The organism is Cyanobium sp. PCC 7001 (assembly GCF_000155635.1).
In the GTDB taxonomy this organism is placed as follows: Bacteria; Cyanobacteriota; Cyanobacteriia; order PCC-6307; family Cyanobiaceae; genus NIES-981.
Genome location: NZ_DS990556.1, coordinates 2,800,861 through 2,814,396, shown reverse-complemented (window position 1 = coordinate 2,814,396; position 13,536 = coordinate 2,800,861). Strand labels below are relative to the sequence as shown.

Here is a 13,536-nt window from a genome sequence, read left to right as displayed (position 1 = left end):
TGCCTGCACAGGCCTAGGGTCTGCGCGACGTCAACCGCGCTGATCGCCGCATGGTCCTCCCCCCACTCAGTCTGAATCTGGGCCTGCTGCTGATCTCGATCGGCGTGGTCAACCTGTGGAATGCCCGCCGGTCCTGAGGAACTGCCCGCCTCACGTCCCACCACCCTGCTGTTCCACAAGCCCTACGGGGTGCTGAGCCAGTTCACCCCCGAACCGGGCAGCCGCTGGCGCTGCCTGGCCGATTTCATTGCCGTGCCGGGGGTCTATGCGGCGGGCCGCCTCGACGCCGACAGCGAGGGTCTGCTGCTGCTCACGGCCAATGGCCGGCTGCAGCAGCGGCTCACCGATCCGGCCTTCGGTCACTGGCGCACCTACTGGGTGCAGGTGGAAGGGGAGGCAGGCCAGCGGCCGGAGGCCCTGCAGCAGCTCCGCCAGGGGGTGGTCATCCAGGGGAGGCTCACACGTCCGGCCCTGGTGCGTTGCCTGAGCGATCCTAAGCTGCCTGAGCGGGACCCACCGATCCGGCAGCGGGCCACCATCCCGGTCAGTTGGCTGGAACTGCAGCTGCAGGAGGGCCGCAACCGCCAGGTGCGGCGCATGACCGCCAGGGTGGGGCTGCCCACCCTGCGGCTGATCCGGGTGGCCATCGACCTGATGGATGGCGAAGCACCGCTCAGCCTGAGCGGTCTGAAGCCAGGCGATTGGCGCAGGGTGAGCCATCGCGAGGAACACCGACTGGCGAGGTTGCTTCAGCGCAGTGTCGAAGCGGAGGCTGGGCCTTGCCGGCGCTCGCCTGGCCGGGGCGGCCGGGCCGGCGGCGGAAAATCGGGCCAGGCCGGCGGGGGCGGATAGGGCGGCCTGGCAAGCCAACCGATCGACTCAGCCCAGCCCATCCCTGCGGTCACGCACCCTCTGCAGCTGCCCGTAGGAATCGTTGGGGTGGGAAGACGGTAAGAGCGCAGCTTCAGTGCGTTGACTGGGATTGTGGCTAGGGCGGGGCAACAATTAGAGGTGACAACTGGGGGCAATGGCGGCGCAACCAGGCCCATACCGCAGACCGGCACAGAGTGGCGACTACGCAAGGCTGTGGGGTTCCCCCGATGTCGTGGAAGGCGAATCCTGCCAGTCAGTGGGCTTCGCGGAGGTTTGGTCCATCTGAGGTCTGATCCATCTGTGGAAGGCAAGGAATGCTGGCAGCTGAAGAGGCTATGGCGATGGCGTCGTCACTGGAGAGCCTTCCTCCTCTCCACCCCTACTCCAGCCCAGAAGCATGCCAGCCACGGGGATGGCCAGAAACACTCCAAGCAGACCCGCTAGACGCTCACCCACGAACAGCGCAAAGAACAGAACGACCGGCTGGATCTCAAGGACCCTTCCCATCACCCGCGGATGGATGAGATTGTCCTGGATCTGCTGAAGAACAACCGAGGCGATCACCACCTGCAAGGCCAGCCACTGCCCCTGGGTCAGGAATACCACGGTGGCCGCTACGATCACGCCGAGGGTGGCACCGATGCCTGGGATGGCATCCAGTACACCCACAACAATTGCCAGCAGCAAGGAGAATTTAACACCAAGCACAGCGAATACCAGGAGACTTGCAAGACATAGAAAGATCATCAGCGTGACCTGCCCACGCAGAAAACCGAGCACGTTCTTCTGAACACTCCGATCAAAGCGATCCCGCACGTCAATGGGCAATAGACGCAAGAGCTGTCTCCAGGTGGCTCCATTGTCAATGAGCATGTAGACCACGATCACAACCAGAAAAACGCTGCCGAAGACGCTGGTAAAGGCCCCACCAACCACCCCGAGGCTCGTGCCGAGACTGGCACGTAGAAGCTCAATCAGCTGGGGGGGCTCAATCGTCTTGAGAAAACTGTGAAAGGGAAGATCCGGCCGCTGAAAGGCCAGAACCAGATCGTTGAGCAAGGTGCTGCCCTGATTGATCAGCTGGGAGCCAAGCACCTGTACAAACAGGCCTACCACGCCGAGGGTCCCCAGCACGGTGAGCAGGATTGCCAGGCTTCTCGCGCAACCCAGACGCACCAACCGACGTACCGGGAAGTCCAGCAGCACTGCCAGCATCGCCGCTGCGATGAACAAGGTGAGCACCGCTTGGAAGTAGTCGATCAGTTTCACCACACCCCAGCCACAGGCAAGCAGCAACAGAAAGCGCAGCAGTGCCGAGTGGCTCAACCGCCTCCAGGCCGGAGCATTCAAGTCGTTCATGGAAATGGTCGGCTACAGGGAAGCTCGTGGCAGCCATGATCCTGCACTGAGCCACGATTCACCGATTCAAGACCAAAGAGGCCCCAAACTTGGAAAAAGCCAAGAACACAGCAGCCCCAGCCATCACAGCACCGTCCCTGGGTGAGCGAGCGCATGAGGTCCCTGTGGCTCTGATCAGGCAGATGGGAAGGGCACTTGCCACTGCTGGGCAAGGGTTACACCTCTGCCCAGTCCCTTTCGTCAGCACCATCCGGCCGCTGGGCCGCCGTGCAACCCTCTGCTGCTGAGTCTGGATACCCAAGGTCGTGGTCCCGTCGATCACAGGTTCGTCGTGCTCGCCGCTGAATAACCCGTCCCTCTGGCACGGTTCCATGGCGCTCTGCTTGGCGTTGAGCCGCAGCCCCGCAAGCAGGGGTCGCCTGGGCTGTGTCTGCACGGCCAGGCGGATGGGAGGAGGCCCGGTGGCGGGCTCAACGCCTGGATCACCGCGGCCCTACCCCTGGGTGCCTCGCTGCTGAATCCGGAGGGCAACCGCCTGTTGCGGTTAGTGCTGCCCTGAGGGTTGGGCGAGGCTGGCCGCCATCCCCTGCTGGTGCCCACATCCGCAACGCCCTGGCAGGACGAGCCGGCGGTAGACAGCCCTGTTCCGCGTTGCATGGGGCTTCTCCTGGCCAAGTCTGGCGGGTCGGGGGGCTCTCATCAGGCCTGGACCGATCAAGGGGGTCATGTCAAGCACGCTGAACACAGCTCCCAGCCCCATGCAGTGACTGAAGCCTGGAGACCCACATGCCCACAACAGAAAAGACTCTGAAGGATGCCCGTGAGTATCTCCGGATGACAGATGGGGGCTCACGAAAGACATCTGCCTTGAGGCAGTTTCTCCTTACGACGCCTCTCCGTACCCCACTTGAGCTCAGGACGTGGACGAATGACTTGTGGAAGGTGATTCTCAACGCCTCAGACCCGGGTTGGGAACGGATCGGCTATAGGCTTCAGCGGATTGGGCCTGTTGGAACCACCGCCACTGGAACCACCACCACAACAATCCATGAAAAGTCTCCCCCGCCTCAAAGAGGTATTGCCATCGGGCAGGGGAGAATGCTTGGGGTGTTCTTGGCGGCTGTATGGCTGGTGAATCAATCTACAAGGAGTCGACTCGAGAGCATCCAGGCGCTGGGGCATCCTGACCTATAGGTCTCAGCCGGTGGTTCCAGTACATGGAACGGAAACTCGGAAATTGGGAACCCTCAAGCCCTCCACGTGGGCAGGCCATTCTTACCCCTGTTTCGCCATAAAGACTGGGGTGTCACGTTGATTCCATGGTCGGCAGCGAGCCGTGCCGCTTCCTCAGTGGATCCTGACCTCCGCATGACAATGGCAAAATCCTCGTTCCGCAAGATCAGGTTTTGGAGCTCATGCAGCTCTTGTAAACTCGAATTGGAAGAATGTTTGGTGCTGGGTTGAACAGTCCTGGTAGCCATGTGGCCCTCTCCGCGGATACGTCTGAATTTACATGGCCTGATCGATAGCTTGGCCAGTTCTTGAAGTCGGATTACCGATAGGCAATAGCACGGATCACTGATCTTGGCGAAGAACAGCAGAGAAGAACTGGGGTGCCTCAGGCGCGTGAACGCTCTGCTGTACCCGAGAGAACACCCAGTTGCGGACACCTTTAAGCCATGCTCAGCGGCCTAGAGCCAGAGCGCTGAAGCGGCAATCGCCTGGAGACGGGCTTGGGCTTCTGGAGACCCCCCTCCTCGGAGGCGCCAATGGTTTCACCCGTTGTCCGCATCAGGCCAGGCAGGAAGACCGTTAGGAACAGAACTGCTGGCAGGCCTGCAAACAGGGCGATGGCAAAACCATACCCAAGAATAATTTCGGCAAATGAATGTGTCATGATGACCCCTCAGTGAAGTGCTTGAGCTCATTGCAAGTAGGATACATTAAACAAAATATACAAAATATATTGCACTCTACACTCTCCCGCCTCCTTGCTCTCAACCTAGCAGGTTGATTCAGAGTCTGCCTGAAAAGCCAACAGGTTTAGTAAGAATCACCTATTGAAGGAGTGTGTGGCTTCGGTCACCAGTGACCACGTCGCTTTTGGTGTTGTCACAGCAGTTCAGGCGGGGTGTGGACACGCGACAGGTTTCCAGTACGAACCCTCCTCTGGGGCGGCCCCGCTGCGTCAGGCGGGCATTGGGGTGGCCATGCATGGAGGCGTGAGGTCGGTGATGGTGGGTCGCACCTCAACCCGTAGCGACCTCATCCCCGCTGTACCTGACCGACCTGCTGGGGCAGAACATCCAGACGCTCTGCCATGAGTGGGCCGATGCCATGGCTTTCAAGACCTCGGAGGAGCAAAAGCACAGGCTGCCTCGCTACCCATTGATCAGATCACCGTCTCAGGACGCACTCGGGCCTTTGGCTGGCGCTTACAACGACCTCAGGCCGACGTCGCTTCCTGAACAGCAGCGGCTGGTTGAGCTGTTCTGCTGGCCAACCTGGTGAGACACAACACCTAAGCCCCCCAGAGCGACTGAAGGGCTGCGATGTCAGATGCTGTAAAGGTGGCGGTTTGCCTGCCCCTATAGGACATTATCGTGTCGCGCTTGTTGTAGAGAGGATTATCGCCGTTGCCATAAGGGTGATTAAGGCCTAGGGCATGCCCGATTTCATGGGCAATCGTATCAGCCTCTCCAAGTGTGAGGCGCTTACCACGCTCGCCCTTCCAGCGAATTTTCACCCTGCCAAATTAAAGCTCTGCATCCCCCGTAAAACCCTTTCCAAGTCCCCCACTAAGCGAATTGATGTTGATATCAGAGTCTCTTGTGCGCTTTCCATTTCTAACAAAAGTGAGGCCTGTCAGGCCATCAAGCTTATCGAAGACCTTTGCGATGTAACTGATTTCACTTTTGGAGACCTTTAGGCCTTGCTTTTCTCCAGCGCCAGATTTGTTGATCCAGTAGCTTACAACTCCATCGTTGCCAGAAGCCCTTCGAAGTTCAGCCGCCCAAGCAGGATCCGCAAGCCCATCAATAGGGATTGGCACGGTGATTAAGGTGATTATTTGTACGCCGTGATACTACGGCCGCTTGGCCGCACACCCTGGCGAATACTGTAGTATCTACTACTGAAATACATGAAGACATTCTAAAGAGACTGGGGTCGTTTCGCGGTCGCATGTGTAGAGCAGTTCTGCGGTATTGACGGCACTGAGCTATGTGCGTCTTGCTTGGATTCAACAAGTGCAGCCATGCCAGCATTAGAACGGTATCAATATCAAAGCTATGCCGATTACTTCCGAGCGGCGAGTGAGGTGATCTGGTGTTTCTGAGCAGCCTTCAACGATGGGCCTCGACCACCAAACCAGACCACCTCAGATCAGCCATCAGGCACGTTCATGCGATTCGGATCCAGAGCCGGAATGAGCTCCAGTGAAGCCTGTCCACTACCCTCTCCTCTATCCTCATGATGGTGTCGCCTACGAATTCACCAAGTCCACCGACCTACGGCAGTTTGGATTGATGATCATCTGTCTTTTCTATTGTCCATGTGCATCATTGTGCACGACGCCAACTTTTACCAAAAACTTCTAACCGCCCATCCCTCAGAACGTCTCCTCTCGTTCCCCCCATACCGGGTGCCCATTGCCCACACTCAGTTGCTCATCAGTTCCTCAGTCGCACGTGGTGAGTTGGTCGCCGGGCAGGCCTGAGGCAGGCGCTCCTCGGAACCTGAGGCCAACCTCTGGATCTGGTGCTGGAAGAGCCTTGTCGCGAGGCACGGGGTACATGCCCGTTTCGCCCTTCGCGAGAGCCTGCTCCCCTTCCATTCTTGATGATGTGCTGTGGATGGGGTAACGACTGCAGGTAACAACTGGGGCATCTTTCTCGTTCCCCAAGAATCCGTGGGATCACTGTCCCAGACTGGCCTTCAGCTCACGCACCGTCTGCAGCTGCCCGTAGTAGTAGTTGGCGCGGGCCCGCCGCTCCGGATCCTCCAGGCTGTCGAAGGCATCGAAGCCAAGGCTCTGCCACAGCTCATGGCCGCAGGTGCTGTTCAGCGCCTCCACGGCCTCCGCCTCGAGATTGGCCAGCCGGCGCTGCAGGTTCTTGATCTGGGCAACCGACATCGGCGAGAGGCATCAACGCGCCATAGTACGGACGAACCACCCCTTCCGACACCTCCCTTCGCCCCGTCTTTCAGAAGGGGAGCTTCTTCTTGGCGTCCTTGTCCAGGTCGGCCTCCATTTCCCGCAGCCGCTTGAGGATCGTGTCGTAGTACTCCTTGAGGTAGCTCTCGAGGGTGGTGGTCTCCGCCGGATCGAGACCGAAGGCGGCGTAGCTCTCCTGCATCGGGGCATCGAGGCGCACGCCACCGCCGGTCACGGCTTCGAAGGCCAGCCGTTCAGCCACGTTGAGGCTGGCCTCGAAGAAGCTGGTGAGCCCGCGCATGAGCTGCAGCAGGAAGGGCGGCACGCGGAACACGCGGGCATCCTTGCCGGTGTAGCGCTCGCACAGCTGGGTGATCTCCCCGGTGGTCCAGGCCCGGGGCCCCACCACCGGAAACGCCTTGCGCACCGTCTCGGGATGGTCGAGGGCGGCCACTGCGAAGCGGGCCATGTCCTGGGTGTTCATGTAGGCGATCGGCGTGGGCGAGCCGCTCACCCACACCGTCTGCCCCTCCAGCACGGGGATGGCGAACTGGCTGATCAGGCCCTGCATGAAGGCCACGCCCCGCAGGATCGTGTAGTCGAGATCGGAGGCCTGCAGCCACTCCTCCGTGCAGGCCTTGATGTCCATCAACGGCACATCGCGGTGCTGGGCCGCATCCAGCAGCGACACGAACACCACCCGGCCGACGCCGGCGCGGCGGCAGGCGGCGAAGAGGTTCTGCTTGCCGGTCCAGTCGATGTCGTAGGCGCTGCCGGGGTCGGTGGCGCGCGCCGTGGCCGCATCGATCACGGCCTCCTGGCCCTCGAGGGCATAGTCCAGGCTGTCGGGCTCGAGCAGATCGCCGCGGGTGAGCTCGCAGCCCCACTCCTGCAGGAACGCGGCCTTGCGGGGGGAGCGCACCATGCAGCGCACCTGGTGACCGGCGTCGAGGGCGCGGCGGGCAATCTGGCGACCGAGGGTGCCCGTTGCGCCGACGACCAGTACCTGCATGCCCATGGTTCAACCGGCGATGAGCCTAGGGGCGCGCCAGTCGCAGCGAGAATGGGTCGCAGGGAGATCGGTCGCAGCGAGATCGGTCGCGGCGGCTGGCGGGTCGGCGGGACGGGGGTCAGTCCTTGTCGGCGAAGCGCAGCAACAGGGCGCCGCCGGCCAGGCCGACGGGGATCAGCACCCAGAACAGGGCGGCGATGCCGAAGATCTCAGAGGCCATGAACCGTTGCCGTGACGCGCACCGTTTTAGCGCGGCGCTGGCGGGGACACCGCAGCGCAGGCAGCGAGCTCAAGAATCCGTGGCCAGGGGGCGTCGCTGCGGAAGCTGCCGGCCATCACCCCGCTCGGGCCGGCACTCCAGCCGTCCTGGTGCAGGGCGGCCAGCAGCGCCTCCAGGCGTGGCGGCCCGCCTCCCAGACGGCGCCCCACCTCTGCGGAGGACCAGCAGCGGGCCGGCTCGCCCGCATCACGGCCGAGGGCCCGCAGCAGGCGCCCCCCGGCCAGGCCCAGGCTGGCCGGGCCCCCCGCGGCCACAACCGCCACTTCCGCCGCCGCCATGGACTCCAGCAGCGGCAGATCCTGCAAGGGGCCCAGCCAGAGGGGTCCGGAAACGGCCAGGGTGCCGCCCGCGCAGGCACAGGCCGGCCAGCGGCGCAACTGCAGCAGGCTCTGGCTCCACTGCTCGCCGCAGCCGTGGCAGTGGGCCAGCAGCCCCAGCTGCTGCTCCTCCCGCTGCGCCGGCCGGCGCCGCAGCCGGATCGCCGTGCGGAAGGTGCGGCCCTCGCTGAAGCTGAACAGGGGCTGGATGCCCCGGCCGAGGGCCCAGGCGGCGCGGGCCACCACCCCGATCTGCAGCCGCAGCGCCAGCTCCCAGCTGGCCGGATGGGCCCGCGCCGCGGCCCCCAGGGAGCGGATGGCGGCGGGGCGGTCGTGGCCGGTGGGGGAGCGGCCGTCGGTGCTGGCCAGATAGAGCACGCCATCGAAGGCGAGCACCTCCAGCGCCAGGGGCACTAGGGCCGTGGGACAGCCGAAGGCGTCGAGATCCACCAGCTCGAAGCGCTCCTGGCGGAGCAGGCAGTCGGCCAGCAGCCGGTGAGCCTGGTGAGCGCTGTGGCGCACGGTCACCGCGGCCGGCAGCGCGGCCAGGTTCCGCTGCAGCAGGAGCAGACGCTCCGGGTCGGCATCGTTGGCCCACACCGCCGTGGCCCCGCCCTCGAGGCCGTAGCGCAGGGACCGCACGCCACAGCCGGCCATCAGGTCGAGCACCCGCCGCTCCGCGGAAGCCGTCAGGCTGCGGAGCAGCAGCACCCCCAGGTCACGGCTGGGACGGGATTCCGGCCGGAAGAAGCCCCCTCCGGGGCGGAAGCGCCCCAGGCCCTCCTCCACCAACGCCTCCGGGGCCAGGGTCAGGGCCTCAGGGGCCTGGTCAGGCACCGGCGAGCAGGGCCTGTTCGTCCACGGCGTCGCGCTGCTGCGGCTGCAGATACTGCTCGGCGTAGCGGCGGTACACACCGGAGCGGATGAACAGCTCGAACAGATCGGGATCGATGTGCTGGTCGTTGCGCATGAAGGCCATGATCCGCAGCGCCTGCGACAGGGTCTTGGCGGGCTTGTAGGGGCGATCGGCGGCCGTGAGGGCCTCGAAGATGTCCGCGATCGCCATCATCCGGGCGATGTCACTCATCTGCTCCCGCCGCAGGCTGCGGGGATAGCCGGTGCCGATCAAGGTCTCGTGGTGGCCGCCGGCCAGTTCGGCCACATCGCGCATGTGCTTCGGGAACGGCAGCGCCGAGAGCATGCGGATCGTGTGCACGATGTGCTCGTTGATCTTGTAGCGCTCCTCCGGAGTGAGGGTGCCCTTCTGGATCGTGAGGTTGTGGAGCTCGCCGCGGTCGTAGAGCCATTCGGGGGGCTGGAGCGTGAAGCCCCAGGGGTTGTCCGGTTGCAACCGTTCCGCTTCCGGACGCGGGATGCGGTGGTCCGGGCGGTCGGCCAGCAGCGGCTCCAGCACCGGCAGTGGCGGAGCGGGCCGCTGCTCCATGCGGCGCAGCTCCTCCTGGGACACCCCGAGGCGATCGTCGAGGGTGCGCAGCCATGTGCGGTCGGCGATGCGATGCAGCCGTTGGATCGCCTCATCGGAGAGGAACTCGCCGCCCTGGTTGCAGGAGGCCACGAAGGCGAAATCGTCATCGAGCCGGGCCAGTTCGTCGTCCCGCTCGGCGGCCAGGGCCGTGTCCTCCTGCTCCGGAGCGAGGTGACGGCACGCCTCGTGATAGCGGATCCACACGTCGCGCTTGAGCACCTCGAAGCGGGTGCGCACCTCGTGGATGCGGTCGTACAGGGTTTCCAGCTTGGTGGCCTTGTCCACCACGTATTCGGGGGTGATCACCTTGCCGCAGTCATGCAGCCACGCGGCGACATGCACCGCCTCCCAGCGCTCCTCGGAGAGGTCGAACGCGGCGAAGGGTCCATCGGAGGCCGCACAGGCGGCTTCGGCGAGCATCCGGGTCAGTTCCGGCACGCGCTTGCAGTGGCCGCCGGTGTAGGGACTCTTGGCATCGATGGAGCCGGCGATCAGCTCGATGAAGGCCTCGAACAGCCGTTTCTGGGCCCCGATCAGACGGCGGGTTTCCAGGGTCACGGCCGCATTGCTGGAAAAGGCCTCGATGAAGGCCACCCGGGCGGGGTCGGGACTGCGGTCGAACCAGAGCAGCAGCAGACCCAGGGGATCCCGGTCACGGCTCAGCAGCGGTACGGCCACGTAGGGCAGATCCCCCTTGCCGGCGTGCTTCACCAGAAACCGCTCCAGCGGGCTGCCCTGGGCCGAGGCCGTGCCGAGCATCACCTCGGGGGAGGAGAGATCGAGGGGCAGGGTGCCGGGATCGAGGCTGAGGGTTTCGCCCGCGGCGGTGCGGGCCAGGGCGAGTTTGAGGGCTCCTCCGGAGTCCCCGCTGGCGCCCTTCCGCCCCGCCCCCTCCAGGCCTGAACCCGCCTGATCCGGACCCGCCTGGCCGGTCGGCTCCTCCGCCAGGAAGAGAGCACTGCCGAGGGCACCGCTGTTGGTGATCGACTCCGCCAGGATCGTGTCCATCAGCCGGTCGAGATTCGGCTCGGCGGCGATGGCCGAACTCACCGAGAGGAAGCGCCGGATCGTGCCCTTCATCGCCTCCATGGCCCCGGCCAGCTGATCCACTTCCCGCACCACGGGCCACACGGTGCGGGGGCCGGAGAAATCGAAGCTCCGCACCGCATCCGCCTCCGCGGCCAGGGCCCGCAGCGAGCGGCTCACCCACCGGGCGATCAGCAGCACCAGCGGCACGGCCACCACCAGCACCCCGAGCGCCGAGAGGATGGACTCGCGGCGCAGCGCCTTCGCATCGGCCAGCAGTTCGTCCTGCGGAATGGCCAGCAGCAGGAAGGTGCGCTTGCCGCTCTGGGCCAGCACGGGCCCGGGAGCCAGGCCCACCTCCCACGCACGCCCCCCCGCCGCCAGCTGTGTGGCCTGCAGCCGGGCGGAACGCTCCGCGCTGCCGCTCAGGTCCCCGAACCGGCGGGCCAGGGCCTGCATCACCGGCGTGCGGAGCTGATCCAGGGTGAGGGTCTGGTCAGACGCCGGAACCGCTGATCCGGGCAGTCCGGCGTGACCCACCACCACGCCCCGGGCCGACACCAGGGCCACCTCCACATCGTCGTAGGAATCGAGGGCGGTGCGCACGTCCTCCAGCAACCCCTGGGTCCGGGAGAGGGGGATGTCCGCCGCCGCCACGAAGCGGCCATCGGCACTGCGCTGGGCGATGGAGAAGCCGGGCTCGCCGGTGCTGGCGTAGCGGTAGACCCCGGTGGCGATGGGCTTGGGGGACCCGAGGGCCTCCCGGAACCAGCCCCGCTGGCGCGGGTCGTAGGAGGCACTGGCGGGGTCGGTCTCGGAGCGGATCTGCCGCAGCTGGCGATCCAGAAGGATCCGCCTGGCGATCGGCCCTGAGCCGGCCTCGGGACGGGCCGTGGTCTGCAGGACGAAGGCCGTCTCGGGTGTGGCGTTGAAGCGCTGGCGATCGGCGTCCGTGAAGAGCCGGCGCATCAACAGCCGCTCGCCATGGGTGTTCGCCACGGCGTAGGACTCCACGCTGGGAGTGGCCGCGAGCGCCACCGCGATCATCCTGGCGGCTCGGCGGATCTCGTCGGCGCTCAGAGGGAGCCTGGAGCTGCTGGCCAGGATGGGCGCATTGGCCAGCCGGTCCAGGTAGGTCTCGACCAGGTCGAAGCGGAGCTGCTGCTGGGCCTGCTCCACCTCCCTGTCGAGCAGCACCTCCATCAGATCGCGGTTCGCCTCCACCACGATCGTGCGGGCCCGCCCGTAGGCCCGAAGCGCCACGGTGATGCCAGTGGCCAGCACCACCGTGAGCAGCAGGCCAGAGAGGCCGACACTCAGCCGCAGTTTCCGGCGCTTTCTCATCCGTGGATCCAGACCCGTTACGGTCAACGTAATCAGGGTGCTCCGACCTGAACGCACCTGGCCGATCGCGCTCCGGCCCCTTCACCGCTCCCGATGCCTCCAGCGGACTCCCATGGCATGCCCCCGGCCGGCGATGGTGGCATCGACTGGGGTGAGCACAGCACCTGGACCTGGCAGGGTCTGGCCGTGCACTGGCGCCATCTGGCACCGGCGGATGGGGGTTCGGCCACGGCGGGCACTGTGGTGCTGCTGCATGGCTTCGCGGCCGCCAGTGGCCACTGGCGGCGCAACGCGATGGTCCTGGCCGGGGCCGGATGGCACGTGTTTGCCCTGGATCTGATCGGTTTCGGAGCCTCCGACCAGCCGGGGCCGCACCGCCGCCGCCGGCTCGACAACCGGCTCTGGGCCCGCCAGGTGCAGGCGTTCCTGGCCGAGGTGGTGGGCCATCCGGCGGTGCTGGTGGGGCACTCACTGGGGGGTCTGGTGGCTCTCACCTGCGCCACCCTGTTCCCGGGCTGGGTGGGCGCCGTGGTGGCGGCCCCCCTGCCGGATCCGGCCCTGCTGCTGGGGCCGCGGTCCTGGCCGCCGCGGCGACGCCCGTGGCGGCGGCGTCTCAAGCGCTGGGGGGTGATCGTGCTCTGCCGCCTGCTGCCGCTGGAACTGCTGGTGCCGCTCCTGGCCCACTCCCCCCTGCTGGCCCTGGGCATCCAGTCGGCCTACGCCCGCCCGGTGATCGGCGACCAGGAGCTGCACCGGCTGATCGCCCGGCCGGCCCGCCGGCCCGGGGCGGTGCGCTCCCTGCGGGCCATGAGCATCGCCATGGCCCTGCGGCCCCACGCCGCCACGGCCCCCACCCTGCTGCAGCGGCTGCAGCGGCCCCTGCTGCTGATCTGGGGCCAGGGGGACCAGCTGGTGCCCATCCAGGTGGCCGAGCAGATCCAGCGGCTGCGTCCGGACCTGCCGGTGGTGGATCTGGAGCACTGCGGCCACTGCCCCCACGACGAAGTTCCCGAACACTTCAATGCCGCCCTGCTCCGCTGGCTCGCGGCCACACCGGAGGTGAGGGCCGAGGGCCGAGCGGTAGTTTGGGCGGATCAGCCTGGCCCGCTCCCCAAGCCATGAAGCACACCCTGTCGGTGCTGGTGGAAGACGAATCGGGCGCCCTCAGCCGCATCTCCGGCCTGTTCGCCCGCCGGGGCTTCAACATCGAGAGCCTGGCGGTGGGTCCGGCCGAACGGGAAGGCATGTCCCGCCTCACCATGGTGGTGGAGGGGGACGATCGCACCCTCGCCCAGATGACCAAGCAGCTGGACAAGCTGATCAACGTGCTCGGGGTGATCGATCTCTCCAGGCTCCCCTCGGTGGAACGGGAGCTGATGCTGCTCAAGGTGGCCGCACCGGCCGAGCAGCGCAGCGCCATCCTCGATCTGGTGCAGGTGTTCCGGGCCAACGTGGTGGATGTGGCCGATGACGCCCTCACCCTGGAGGTGGTTGGCGATCCGGGCAAACTGGTGGCCCTGGAACAGGTGATGGAACCGTTCGGCATCCTTGAGATCGCCCGCACCGGCAAGGTGGCGCTGGAGAGGGCTTCAGGCGTGAACACCGCCTTCCTGCGGGTCACCGCCTCCAACAAGCGGGTGCCGGCCTGAGCCGTCGCCGCCATTCAGCCGACGCCTTCGAGCC

The 13,536-nt window shown here is 65.5% G+C and carries 11 protein-coding genes; 4 read left to right on the top strand and 7 right to left on the bottom strand.

Annotated features, from left to right (window positions below):
• The first annotated feature begins 120 nt into the window (after positions 1 to 120).
• Complete coding sequence (locus CPCC7001_RS13730) at positions 121 to 852, top strand: pseudouridine synthase (RefSeq protein ID WP_006910764.1); 732 nt, start codon at positions 121 to 123, stop codon at positions 850 to 852.
• A 354-nt stretch (positions 853 to 1,206) separates the two neighbouring features.
• Here the strand turns inward: CPCC7001_RS13730 and CPCC7001_RS13725 are convergent, their stop codons facing one another.
• A complete protein-coding gene (locus tag CPCC7001_RS13725) occupies positions 1,207 to 2,232 on the bottom strand; it encodes an AI-2E family transporter (RefSeq protein WP_006911466.1) in 1,026 nt (341 codons plus the stop codon).
• A 2,521-nt stretch (positions 2,233 to 4,753) separates the two neighbouring features.
• A complete protein-coding gene (locus tag CPCC7001_RS16080; protein WP_071778325.1) occupies positions 4,754 to 4,978 on the bottom strand; it encodes a reprolysin-like metallopeptidase in 225 nt (74 codons plus the stop codon).
• Between CPCC7001_RS16080 and CPCC7001_RS15870 the strand changes: the two genes are divergently transcribed.
• On the top strand, positions 4,898 to 5,161 hold the full coding sequence (locus tag CPCC7001_RS15870) for a hypothetical protein (protein ID WP_225867304.1): 264 nt from the start codon (positions 4,898 to 4,900) through the stop codon (positions 5,159 to 5,161). The genes CPCC7001_RS16080 and CPCC7001_RS15870 overlap by 81 nt on opposite strands.
• Before the next feature lie 987 nt (positions 5,162 to 6,148).
• Here the strand turns inward: CPCC7001_RS15870 and CPCC7001_RS13715 are convergent.
• The 5 genes from CPCC7001_RS13715 to CPCC7001_RS15865 all read right to left on the bottom strand — a co-directional run bounded on the left by CPCC7001_RS13715 (position 6,149) and on the right by CPCC7001_RS15865 (position 11,853).
• A complete protein-coding gene (locus CPCC7001_RS13715; protein WP_006911315.1) occupies positions 6,149 to 6,367 on the bottom strand; it encodes a hypothetical protein in 219 nt (72 codons plus the stop codon).
• A 70-nt stretch (positions 6,368 to 6,437) separates the two neighbouring features.
• Entirely contained in the window at positions 6,438 to 7,400 is a 963-nt protein-coding gene (locus tag CPCC7001_RS13710; RefSeq protein ID WP_043369174.1) for an NAD(P)H-binding protein, read from the bottom strand.
• A gap of 118 nt (positions 7,401 to 7,518) precedes the next feature.
• Positions 7,519 to 7,620, bottom strand: a complete 102-nt coding sequence (gene petM, locus CPCC7001_RS13705) for a cytochrome b6-f complex subunit PetM (RefSeq protein ID WP_043369173.1) — start codon at positions 7,618 to 7,620, stop codon at positions 7,519 to 7,521.
• Positions 7,621 to 7,646: 26 nt separating this feature from the next.
• Positions 7,647 to 8,834 carry a N2,N2-dimethylguanosine tRNA methyltransferase gene (locus CPCC7001_RS13700; protein ID WP_006909756.1) on the bottom strand — a complete coding sequence of 396 codons (1,188 nt, stop codon included), beginning with the start codon at positions 8,832 to 8,834 and terminating at the stop codon, positions 7,647 to 7,649.
• A complete protein-coding gene (locus tag CPCC7001_RS15865) occupies positions 8,827 to 11,853 on the bottom strand; it encodes an HD domain-containing phosphohydrolase (RefSeq protein WP_006909305.1) in 3,027 nt (1,008 codons plus the stop codon). The genes CPCC7001_RS13700 and CPCC7001_RS15865 overlap by 8 nt, the downstream gene beginning before the upstream one ends.
• Before the next feature lie 93 nt (positions 11,854 to 11,946).
• Between CPCC7001_RS15865 and CPCC7001_RS13690 the strand changes: the two genes are divergently transcribed.
• Both CPCC7001_RS13690 and ilvN read left to right on the top strand, forming a co-directional pair.
• Positions 11,947 to 12,975: an alpha/beta fold hydrolase gene (locus tag CPCC7001_RS13690; protein ID WP_225867256.1), complete on the top strand. Its 1,029-nt coding sequence runs from the start codon at positions 11,947 to 11,949 to the stop codon at positions 12,973 to 12,975.
• Entirely contained in the window at positions 12,972 to 13,502 is a 531-nt protein-coding gene (gene ilvN, locus CPCC7001_RS13685; RefSeq protein ID WP_006910483.1) for an acetolactate synthase small subunit, read from the top strand. Before CPCC7001_RS13690 ends, ilvN begins: the two co-directional genes overlap by 4 nt.
• Positions 13,503 to 13,536: the final 34 nt, after the last annotated feature.